This is a genomic window from Paenalcaligenes sp. (genome assembly GCF_030152715.1).
Classification (GTDB): Bacteria; Pseudomonadota; Gammaproteobacteria; order Burkholderiales; family Burkholderiaceae_B; genus Paenalcaligenes; species Paenalcaligenes hermetiae.
Genome location: NZ_JASLIX010000089.1, coordinates 21044 through 32123, shown reverse-complemented (window position 1 = coordinate 32123; position 11080 = coordinate 21044). Strand labels below are relative to the sequence as shown.

Annotated in this window: 12 protein-coding genes; 11 read left to right on the top strand and 1 reads right to left on the bottom strand. The window is 47.7% G+C overall.

The genetic code is table 11. From position 1 onward, the window contains the following. From aroA to cysM, 10 genes are all read left to right on the top strand, one after another. Positions 1-1143 (top strand): 3-phosphoshikimate 1-carboxyvinyltransferase (gene aroA, locus Q1V74_RS06985; RefSeq protein ID WP_300647657.1); only part of this gene is annotated, 1143 nt, incomplete at its 5' end. Continuing rightward, a complete protein-coding gene (gene cmk / locus Q1V74_RS06980; RefSeq protein ID WP_300647656.1) occupies positions 1144-1827 on the top strand; it encodes a (d)CMP kinase in 684 nt (227 codons plus the stop codon). It begins immediately after the preceding gene. Positions 1828-1927: 100 nt separating this feature from the next. Next, positions 1928-3646 carry a 30S ribosomal protein S1 gene (gene rpsA / locus Q1V74_RS06975; RefSeq protein ID WP_260650370.1) on the top strand — a complete coding sequence of 573 codons (1719 nt, stop codon included), beginning with the start codon at positions 1928-1930 and terminating at the stop codon, positions 3644-3646. A 3-nt stretch (positions 3647-3649) separates the two neighbouring features. Then, positions 3650-3955 (top strand): integration host factor subunit beta, encoded by a 306-nt coding sequence (locus Q1V74_RS06970; RefSeq protein WP_300647655.1) that lies wholly within the window; start codon positions 3650-3652, stop codon positions 3953-3955. A gap of 105 nt (positions 3956-4060) precedes the next feature. Next, positions 4061-4384, top strand: a complete 324-nt coding sequence (locus tag Q1V74_RS06965; protein ID WP_300647653.1) for a LapA family protein — start codon at positions 4061-4063, stop codon at positions 4382-4384. A gap of 15 nt (positions 4385-4399) precedes the next feature. Further along, the gene (gene lapB / locus Q1V74_RS06960; RefSeq protein WP_300647652.1) at positions 4400-5617 is read left to right on the top strand and encodes a lipopolysaccharide assembly protein LapB; all 1218 of its coding nucleotides are present in this window, start codon (positions 4400-4402) and stop codon (positions 5615-5617) included. Continuing rightward, complete coding sequence (rfaE1, locus tag Q1V74_RS06955) at positions 5614-6543, top strand: D-glycero-beta-D-manno-heptose-7-phosphate kinase (protein ID WP_300647651.1); 930 nt, start codon at positions 5614-5616, stop codon at positions 6541-6543. Before lapB ends, rfaE1 begins: the two co-directional genes overlap by 4 nt. Continuing rightward, positions 6540-7526 (top strand): ADP-glyceromanno-heptose 6-epimerase, encoded by a 987-nt coding sequence (gene rfaD / locus Q1V74_RS06950; protein WP_300647650.1) that lies wholly within the window; start codon positions 6540-6542, stop codon positions 7524-7526. Before rfaE1 ends, rfaD begins: the two co-directional genes overlap by 4 nt. An 81-nt stretch (positions 7527-7607) precedes the next feature. Continuing rightward, positions 7608-7949: a DUF655 domain-containing protein gene (locus Q1V74_RS06945; RefSeq protein WP_260650376.1), complete on the top strand. Its 342-nt coding sequence runs from the start codon at positions 7608-7610 to the stop codon at positions 7947-7949. A 64-nt stretch (positions 7950-8013) separates the two neighbouring features. Next, the gene (cysM, locus tag Q1V74_RS06940) at positions 8014-8919 is read left to right on the top strand and encodes a cysteine synthase CysM (protein WP_260650377.1); all 906 of its coding nucleotides are present in this window, start codon (positions 8014-8016) and stop codon (positions 8917-8919) included. Between the two features lie 59 nt (positions 8920-8978). On the opposite strand, the gene mltB is transcribed toward cysM, so the two are convergent. Continuing rightward, on the bottom strand, positions 8979-10136 hold the full coding sequence (gene mltB, locus Q1V74_RS06935) for a lytic murein transglycosylase B (RefSeq protein ID WP_300647648.1): 1158 nt from the start codon (positions 10134-10136) through the stop codon (positions 8979-8981). A gap of 11 nt (positions 10137-10147) precedes the next feature. Here mltB and Q1V74_RS06930 point away from each other — a divergent pair, with 11 nt between their 5' ends. After that, complete coding sequence (locus Q1V74_RS06930) at positions 10148-11080, top strand: histone deacetylase family protein (protein WP_300647647.1); 933 nt, start codon at positions 10148-10150, stop codon at positions 11078-11080.

The window sequence follows — 11080 nt, the reverse complement described above, 5'->3', positions numbered from 1 at the left end:
CACAAAATGGGCGTGTCTGCTCAGAAAGTGGCGGAGACTACATATCGGATCCAGGGCGGCGTTCCTTTTTCGCCGTCTCGGGCCGACTTGTTTTTGGGGAATGCGGGCACGGCTGTTCGTTCTCTGACCGCAGCCCTTGCGTTGATGGGGGGCGAGTTCACGCTCTCCGGTATTCCTCGTATGCATGAGCGTCCGATCGGTGATTTGGTTGATGCATTGCGAGCCGCGGGAGCACAGATAGACTATCTGGGTAATGATGGCTACCCCCCGCTGCGTATACGTTCGCCACAGCTAAATATTTCTCAGCCTATTCGTGTTAAAGGCTCGGTCTCCAGTCAGTTTTTAACGGCTTTGCTTATGGCGGCGCCTATAGCGACACAACAGTGTCAGCAAGATTTAGTGATCGAGGTCGAGGGCACACTGATCTCACAGCCATATATTGCGATTACCTTAGACATGATGGCGCGTTTTGGCGTGCAGGTAGAGCATGACGCAAACTGGCAGCGTTTTGTAGTGAGCAAATCCGCGCGTTACCAGTCACCAGAAACATTACACGTAGAAGGTGATGCCTCTTCTGCCTCGTATTTTTTGGCATTAGGTACGATTGCGGGTGGGCCGATTCGTATCGAGGGCGTAGGTGCTTTATCCGTTCAGGGTGACGTGCAGTTTGCCAACGTGATGCAGCAGATGGGGGCAGAGGTGCAGTTTGAACCTAATGCAATGGTGGTACGTGGAAAAAAGGTAGCGGCCGGAGAAAAACTGCGCGCTTTTGATATGGATTTTAACTTGATCCCCGATGCTGCTATGACGGCGGCAGCGATAGCCATTTATGCAGATGGACCATGCACACTACGTAATATTGCGAGCTGGCGCGTGAAAGAAACGGATCGTATTGATGCCATGCAAAATGAGCTACGCCAAATCGGGGCCCAGGTGGAATCAGGGCCGGATTGGTTACGGGTTTATCCTATCGCACCAGAGCAGTGGCGTTCAGCACGTATACATACATACGATGATCATCGTATGGCGATGTGTTTATCTTTGGCTGTGTTCGGGGGGGTACCTCAAACCATATTAGACCCCAACTGCGTTAGTAAAACCTTTCCCCGCTATTTCTCTGTCTTTAATGAGTTGGTGCAATAAATGGTCTCCTCTAATACGCCTGTTATTACGATTGATGGACCAACCGCTTCGGGCAAAGGTACGGTAGCTAGCCGCGTTGCGCAACAATTGGGTTGGCACGTCTTAGATAGCGGTGCTTTATATCGGCTTACCGCATTAGCGTGTGAGCAAAATATGATTGATAGCGATGAGGAATCTGCTGTTGCACAACAAGCGCAAGCATTGGTTGTGCATTTTTCAGCAGGGCGTAGCTATTTGAATCAGGTTGATGTCACGGATGCACTTCGACAAGAACACATTGGCTTGTTAGCGTCTAAAATAGCCGCTTATCCGGCGGTACGAGAGGCGTTGTTAGCTCGACAGCGTGCTTTTCAAACCGGTAAAGGCTTAGTTGCAGATGGGCGCGATATGGGTACGGTGGTTTTTCCTAATGCACCGCTGAAAATCTTCCTTGTTGCAGATGTGCAATCACGAGCCCAAAGACGCTATAAACAGTTGATAGATAAAGGCATATCTGCTAATCTTTCAGATCTATTAGTTGATTTACAAGCCCGTGATTTACGGGATACGAATCGAGCCGTTGCTCCATTAAAGCCGGCGCAGGATGCGTATATCCTTGATTCCTCATCATTATCCATTGATGAGACCGTAAATCAGGTGTTGCAATATTGGGCAAATGCTCAATCCACATTCAGGTGTCGATAATGACGGCGGTATTGTCATTATTGATGTGTTTTTCACTCCGCTGGGCAAATACGCTCCAGTGTGCTTTTACAAAGCCAGTAATGGCTGATGGAATTATTTAATGTCCTCCATCTCTACTACCGATGTATTAGGCGGCGAAAGCTTTGCCGATTTATTTGAAGAAAGCCTTCAGTCCCAAGACCTAAAAGCCGGAGAGGTCATTTCCGCCGAAGTCTTGCGTATTGACCATAACTACGTTTTGGTTAACGCCGGTCTAAAATCCGAGTCCTTGATCCCTATCGAAGAGTTCTTAAACGATCAGGGCGAGCTCGAAGTAGAACCCGGTGATTACGTTTCCGTTGCTATCGATGCTTTTGAAAACGGTTACGGTGACACGATCCTATCGCGTGATCGCGCCAAACGTCTATCGGCATGGTTGTCTCTAGAACAAGCTTTGGAATCTGGCGAGCTCGTCACCGGTACCATCACTGGCAAGGTCAAAGGCGGTATGACTGTAATGACCAATGGTATCCGTGCGTTCTTGCCCGGTTCCTTGGTTGATTTACGTCCTGTAAAAGACACCACCCCATACGAAGGCAAAACCGTCGAGTTTAAAGTGATTAAACTCGATCGTAAGCGTAATAACGTTGTGCTTTCTCGTCGTGCAGTGCTCGAAGCCAGCATGGGCGAAGAGCGTCAGAAACTACTCGAAACCCTCACCGAAGGTATTGTTGTTAAGGGTATTGTAAAAAACATTACCGACTACGGCGCTTTCGTGGACTTGGGTGGTATTGACGGTCTATTGCACATCACTGACATGGCATGGCGTCGTGTTCGTCATCCTTCCGAAGTATTGCAGGTCGGAGAGGAAATCGAAGCCAAGGTCCTAAAATTTGATCAAGAGCGTAGCCGTGTTTCCTTAGGTGTGAAACAGCTTGGCGAAGACCCATGGATCGGTTTATCCCGTCGTTACCCACAGGGTACACGTCTATTCGGTAAAGTGACCAACTTGACTGATTACGGCGCATTTGTCGAGGTCGAAGACGGTATCGAGGGTCTAGTACACGTGTCTGAAATGGACTGGACCAACAAAAACGTTGACCCACGTAAAGTCGTAACACTAGGCGAAGAAGTCGAAGTCATGGTGTTGGATATTGACGAGGATCGTCGTCGTATTTCCTTGGGTATGAAGCAGTGCCGTCCTAACCCATGGGAGGAGTTCGCTCTGAACTTCAAACGTGGTGATAAAGTACGCGGCGCAATTAAATCCATCACTGACTTTGGTGTGTTCGTTGGCCTAGACGGTGGTATCGACGGTTTGGTTCACTTGTCCGACCTCTCCTGGACTGACAGTGGCGAAGAAGCGGTACGCAACTACAAAAAAGGCGACGAAGTGGATGCGATTGTGCTCGGTATTGATACCGAAAAAGAGCGCATTTCCTTGGGTATTAAACAGCTCGAAGGCGATCCTTTCAACAACTATGTATCGGCAAATGATAAAGGTGCAGTAGTTACCGGTACTGTGAAATCCGTAGAGCCCAAAGGCGCTGTGGTGACACTATCGGTTGACGTTGAAGGCTACCTACGCGCTTCGGAAATCTCTGCTGGTCGTGTTGAAGACGCTACCACCGCTCTCAAAGAGGGCGATGAGGTAGAAGCCATGATCATCAACGTGGATCGCAAAGCCCGTAGCATTCAGTTGTCTATCAAAGCCATTGATAGCGCAGAAACTGCACAAAACATGCAGCGTCTATCTGATGCCAGTGCCTCTGCAGGTACCACCAACCTTGGTGCGCTATTACGTGCTCAATTAGAACAGCAGCGTGAAGACGCTGAGTAAAGCGTGACTAAGTCCGAACTGATTGCACGTTTGGCCAGCAGCTATCCGCAGCTGGCCCACAAGGACACAGAGCTAACGGTAAAAACCATATTAGATGCGATGACGGCTGCTTTAGTTAGTGGCAAGCGTATCGAAATTCGTGGGTTTGGTAGTTTTTCATTATCAACACGTGCCCCACGTATTGGTCGCAACCCGCGCTCTGGTGAAAAGGTTCTTGTGCCTGCCAAACAAGTTCCTCACTTTAAAGCAGGAAAAGAGTTACGAGAACGTGTTGATCAAGCATTTTTAGCACAGCAGCGCGACTCGTAAATCGTACCCAATCGAACAGGCTCATTATGAGCCTGTTTTTGCGTCTGTGCTATTTAGGCGTTTGCCTTTACAATCAGAACATCACATTATTTGTTGGAGCTATTTATGCGCTATCTCGTATGGGTATTGCGGCTGCTGGTTTTTGTGGTGGTGCTTTTATTCGCATTAAAAAATACAGAGCCAGTTAAAGTTAGCTTTTTTGCTGATTATGCCTTGGCGAATGTGCCATTGATTGTAGTGATGTTGGTGGCATTTTTATTAGGCTTAATGCTTGGTCTATTGTTAATGGTGTTACATGTAATGCGTAAAAAGCGTGAAATTACCAAATTAAAACGCGATGTGGCTCAATTAAAGGATAAGCTTAAGAACCCGGAAGTGCCTGCAGATCCTGTAGCCGCTGAAACGATTGCGCCATTAGCCCCCTTATAAGCCGAGGTATGTAGCGTGGATTTTGAACCGTGGTGGCTCATATTTGTGCCTGTGTTTTTTGGGTTAGGCTGGATTGCTGCCCGTGTTGATTTTAAGCAAATGCTCTCAGAGAGTCGACAGCTACCTGATTCCTATTTTAAAGGCTTAAATTTTTTACTTAATGAAGAGCCAGATCGAGCGATCGATGCTTTTATCGAGGTTGCCAAGCTAGATACGGAAACAACAGAGTTGCACTTTGCTTTGGGTAGTCTTTTTAGGCGTCGAGGCGAAATGGAGCGCGCGATTCGTGTCCATCAAAGTTTATTGGCGCGTACCGATCTACCGCAAGTTGACCGTGAAAATGCTCAGTTTGAAATTGCTCAGGATTTTCTGAAAGCGGGGATGTTGGATCGTGCCGAAGCCGCTTTTGAGGCTGTTTCCACTGGACGGCATGCTATTGCAGCCGTGCGTGCGCTGATTTATATCTATGAGTCCGGCCATGATTGGCCTAAAGCCATTGAGGCTGTCCGACGTTTACGCACACTTGTCGATGAGCCGGTACCACAATTGGTGCATTATCAGTGTGAGCAAGCCGAGGCAGCGCTTAAACGTCGCGAGCCGAACTTAATACAAGCAGAGCAAGCGCTTAACGAAGCAGAAAAAGCGGCAAAAGAGCTTGGGCAAAAAGAAGGGAGTCGCGCCTCGACCGCACGTATTTTTATGTTGCGAGCTCAGCTTGCCTACTTGCAAAACGATTACGCTCTACAGTTATTTTATTTACAAGAGGTGTTGCGAGTAGCGCCACAGTATGCGGGCTTAATTGCTGCTGAGTTAATGCAGTGCTATAGCCAACAAGAGCAAGCGCCACAAGGGTTAGCGTTGCTACAAAAGCATTATGAACAATACCCATCGATTGATGTTTTTGCCCAGATATTTAAAGCGCTAAGACAGCAGCAAGGGGCAACGGCAGCATGGACGTTTGCCCGTCAAGCCTTACAGCAGCATCCCTCTTTGTTGGGTTTGGATCGAAGTCTGCAGTTTGAACTACAGCATCCCGATAATCCAGATGCGCAGCATGTACTGGGTGGGGATTTGCATTTGTTGCGTACCCTAGTGCATAAGCATACTCAACGCTTAGATAAATATGCGTGTCAACATTGTGGATTTGAAGCCAAGCATTTTTATTGGCAGTGCCCAGGCTGCACCCAATGGGAAAGCTATGCACCCAAGCGTCTCGAGGAGCTCCAGGCATGATGTTTCCTCAAGCAGAGCGTATTGCTTCTCTACGTATATTGGTAGTAGGGGATGTGATGTTAGACCGCTATTGGTTTGGTGAGGTCAATCGTATTTCCCCCGAGGCTCCTGTGCCTGTAGTCAAAGTGGCACGTAAAGAGGATCGCTTAGGGGGGGCCGCGAACGTGGCTCGTAACTGTGTCGCTTTAGGGGCGCAGGCCACACTCATAGGGTTAGTGGGGCAGGACGAGGCTGGGCAAACGATAGCAGCATTGTGTAAAGAAGCTGGCGTTGTCGCGCAGTTATGTCATGATCAGGAACAGCCCACTATACAAAAATTACGTGTACTAGGGCGGCAGCAACAACTATTGCGCGTGGATTTTGAAAATCCGCCTTCTGCTACCTCATTAGCACAGTTAGCACAGACCTTTACACAGCAGCTCGCGTTGCACGATGTGGTGGTGTTTTCGGACTACGCTAAGGGAGCATTAACGTCCATTGAGCCATTGATTGCTTTAGCTAAGCAGCAACACAAGCCCGTTTTGGTTGATCCCAAAGGCGATAACTATAGCCGTTATTATGGGGCAAGCAGTATTACTCCAAATCGTCTTGAGATGCAGCAGGCAGTTGGTTCTTGGCAAAGTGAAGACGAACTAACGCAAAAAGCGCAGCAGTTACGTCAGCAACTTGGCTTAGAGGCTTTGCTCATTACTCGCTCAGAACAGGGGATGACGATTTACACCGAAACAGGGCGGGCCCATACCGTGGCACAAGCACAAGAGGTGTTCGATGTTTCTGGGGCAGGGGATACCGTATTGGCTACATTAGCAGTAGCGAGAGCGGCTGGGCTGAGCTGGAATGAAGCGATGTACTGGGCCAATAAAGCCGGCAGTATTGTGGTAGGGAAATTAGGCACATCAACGGTGACAGCAGAGGAATTGCGATGATAGTAGTAACAGGGGGAGCTGGCTTTATTGGCAGCAACTTAGTATTAGGTCTGAATCAAATTGGGATTAATGACATTTTGGTGGTGGATGACCTGCAGCAAGGGGATAAATTTCAAAACCTAGTCCAAGCGGATATTGCCGACTATATGGATAAAGCGGTATTTAGAGATTTACTTTTGCGCCAAGGGCTACCAAAAATCCAAGCTGTTTTGCATCAAGGGGCGTGCTCAGATACCACGGAACGCGATGGACGTTACATGATGGATAATAACTATCGTGTGACCTTAGAGCTATTCGAATATTGCCAAAGTCGAAATGTCCCTTTGGTGTATGCCTCTTCAGCCGCGGTTTATGGGGCGGGGCCGCATTATGCCGAGGACCCCAACAATGAGGCACCCTTAAACGTATACGGTTATTCGAAATATCTTTTTGATCAGGTATTGCGCCGCCATTTAGCACATCTGACAGCACCCGTCGTAGGGCTACGCTATTTTAATGTGTATGGCCCCCAAGAAAATCATAAAGGGCGTATGGCTTCGGTAGCCTTACACAATATGCACCAATACAAAAAAGAAGGCTGTGTGCGTTTGTTTGGTGCGTGGGACGGCTACCCTAACGGGGGGCAGCAGCGTGATTTTGTCTACATTGACGATGTGGTCAAAGTGAATCTGCACTTTTTGCAACATCAAGTATCGGGGATATTTAATTGTGGTAGCGGTCGTGCACAGCCTTTTAATGACGTGGCGCATACAGTTGTTAACACAATGCGTGAACTAGACGGTTTGCCGGCACTTACGCTAGAGCAAATGGTAGAGCAACAAGTGTTGCAATACATTGATTTCCCCGAAGATCTTAAAGGTCGTTATCAAAGCCATACGCAAGCAGACCTAACACAGCTACGAGCCGCTGGATACACAGAAAGTTTTGTGGATGTGCAAACAGGGGTGCGTGACTATGTATTGAAACAACATAAGTGGCTATAGGATTTTTTTAGCTGCGTAATTTTGCGAACTAGGCGCCATTTCCTTCTTAGTGAATACTAGGAAAAAACGAAGGAGGTCATAATGCGTCTAGTTCAATTTTTTTCTAATCCGTTATTTTGGGTACGCTTAGCGGTATTGCTAGTCAGTTGTTTGGTCGCATTTCAAGCAGGTGCTGTGGACTTGAACAGTGCCTCAGCCACACAGCTACAGCAAATAAAAGGGATTGGGCCAAAAATGGCACAACGAATCCTCGAAGAGCGTGAGCGTGGTGGTCCTTATGTTTCTTTTCAGGATTTGTCGGATCGAGTCAAAGGTATTGGGGCTAAACGTTTACAGGGGTTAATTGATGCTGGTTTGCAGTTAACGCCAGCTACCAATGCTTTACCTGTAGACAAAAATACAAAAAAAGCCCCTAAAACGTAGTCGAATCAGTATCATATATAGAGAGATATGAGTTGTCATATCAAAGATGCTTATAGGGATTGCAATGAAAAATTACCCAACCATAGAGGACACCATTGGGATGACGCCATTGGTGCGTCTACAACGTTTACCAGAGCAGTACCAAGTCGGTCGTGGAAATGTGATTTTAGCCAAGCTAGAAGGCAATAACCCAGCTGGGTCCGTTAAAGATCGAGCTGCGAGCTCAATGATTCGTATGGCCGAAGCGCGGGGGCTAATTAAACCAGGTGACACGCTAATCGAAGCCACCAGTGGCAATACGGGTATTGCTTTAGCCATGATTGCCGCGGTGCGTGGCTATAAAATGATTCTTATCATGCCGGATAATTTATCCGTAGAGCGTCGTGCCTCGATGACTGCCTATGGAGCGCAGTTGATTTTGACCCCCGCTGATGCAGGTGGTATGGAATACGCGCGTGATCTAGCCCTATCTATGCAGGCCGAGGGTAAGGGGTTGGTATTGGACCAATTTGCCAACGAGGATAATCCTTTAGCCCACATCCAAGGTACAGGGCCTGAGCTCTGGGAGCAAACAGAGGGGCAAATTACGCATTTTGTCAGCGCTATGGGGACGACAGGAACCATTATGGGGGTTGGTAACTATTTGCGTGCTAAAAATCCCGATATCCAAATTATTGGTGCGCAACCTGCCGAGGGGGCACAAATTCCGGGCATTCGTAAGTGGCCCGAGGAATATTTGCCTAAGATCTATGACCCCTCCAAAGTCGATGCGCTCGAAGCGATTACCCAAGATGAGGCCGAGAATATGGCACGCGAGCTTGCGGCTAAAGAGGGGATTTTTGCGGGTATATCCTCCGCGGGCGCTTTAGTAGCGGCGTTACGCGTGGCACAGCGTGTAGAAAATGCCACCATAGCTTTTATTGTGTGCGACCGTGGGGACCGTTATTTATCTACCGGTGTGTTTAATTAGATTTTTGAGATTGTATTGATGAGTGCCCTGCTTCGCGTATTGCGAGCAGGGCTTTTTTTTTATTTATAGAAGCGTTGGGCGAGCAGTTGAGCAAAATCTGCAACCGTGGCAGCATAAAAATAGCTGCGGTTATAGGCGGTGATCGCAAAGAAGTTTTGGGTGGCAAGCCGATACTCAGCTGTACCTTTAGACTCCTCTACTAGGTTAATGATGCCAAGTGGTGTATGTTGCCATGTCTTAGGCAAAGGTTTGGAGACAGAGACAGCTTGAGCGTTTTGGATCTGTTGCCAGGTTAGTGTGGGAGCCAAACCGCCATCAACCAGAGATTTAGCTTGTTTTTCATGAATCGTAGCAGGAATAAATACAGGGAGCTCGGGCTTCCAGCCATGCTCAATTAAAAAATTGGCAACAGAAGCACTTACGTCGGCAATGGAGTGATAAAGATCGATTTTGCCATCGCCGTCAGCATCGACTGCATAGCGCATTAAACTACCAGGCATAAATTGAGGTAGCCCCATTGCACCGGCAAAGGAGCCAGTTGCATCATAAGCATTGATCTTCCCCTGATGATGCAGCACAATCAGATCAGCCAGTTGATCGCGAAATAGTTGACCACGCTCAGGGCGTGAGTTATCAGGATAGCTGAAACCGAGTGTTAATAGGGCATCGACGACACGAAAGTCACCTGTATAGCGCCCATAGATAGTTTCCACTCCAATAATCGACACAATGATTTCAGGGGGAATACCATAGCGGTCGGCAATTGGGTTGATGACAGAGGCATGCTTTTGCCAAAAATCAAGCCCTGCTTGAATGCGAATGGGCTCAATAAAACGGTTTTTGTAGGTAGACCAGCTGCGTTTAATTTGCCCTTTATTAGGCGCCATAAGACGCGCTGCTTGTGCATTATAAGAAGCTGACTGCAGAATGGACTGAATAAGCTCGAATGGGATTTGATTTTTTAGAGCGAGCTCTTGCGCCCAGCTGTGAAGATAGGGGCTCAGTGAACCGTCGGCTTGAAAATAATCTTGGCGTCCCTGAATAGAGTTTCCGCTCTTAGGGTGGACAACTTCTGCTTTTGGGGCTGGTGCGCTTTGAGTTGTGGTGGTATGAATAGAAGAAGTCGGGGTGGTTGGTGGATGAGAGTTAGACGTTGCGCATCCTGCCAACAACAAACTATAAAAACCAGCGTGAATAAAGCGCATATTTTTTAACATACTCGAACCTTATGGAGACAATTTTTATTACTCATCCCCTATTTCGTTTACATGAAATGGGTGCGGAACATCCAGAAAGCCCACTACGTTTACAGGCGATAGAACGACAGCTGCAAAATAGTGGTCTTGCCGATTTGATTTGCCAAGTGACACCCAAAAAAGCAACCGATGAGGATTTGCTACGCGTACACAGTCTCCATCATATCCTTAATTTACGTCAGCGCACACCACAGCATGGTTACGCCGAGGTGGATGCAGATACACGCCTTAATCCGATTACGCTGGAAGCCGCTTATTATGCCGCGGGAGCGGGGATTACTGCTGTTGACCATGTGCTAGGAGGGCATACGAAATCGGCTTTTTGTGCAGTGCGTCCTCCTGGACATCATGCATGTTTTGATCGCGCGATGGGGTTTTGTTTTTTTAATAATGTGGCGGTAGCAGCGGCTTATGCATTGGAACATTATGAGCTAGATCAAGTGGTTATTATTGATTTTGATGCTCATCATGGCAATGGCACAGAGGATATTTTTGCTCATCACGAGCAAGTCTATATGTTTGGTTTTTATCAACATCCTTATTATCCGTCGACTCGACATTCTCCGGCAGCGGCGAACATGTACAATGAACCAGTAGCAGCTGGTGCTGATTCAGAGCAAATTCGTCATATAGTAAACACCTATTGGCTGCCAAAGCTGCGTCAATTAAAACCAAAGTTGGTGTTCTTTTCTGCCGGCTTTGATGCTCATGAAGCTGATGATATGGCGCAACTACAGCTTGGTGATGAAGACTTTGCTTGGATAACCCAACAGGTCATGCAAGCAACCGCTTCCAGCGCTCAGGGTCGTGCTATCAGTGTACTTGAGGGGGGGTACGATTTATCCTCTCTGGCTCGTAGTGTGCAGCAGCACATTCAGGCGTTAGCTGGCCTGAAAAACGAATAG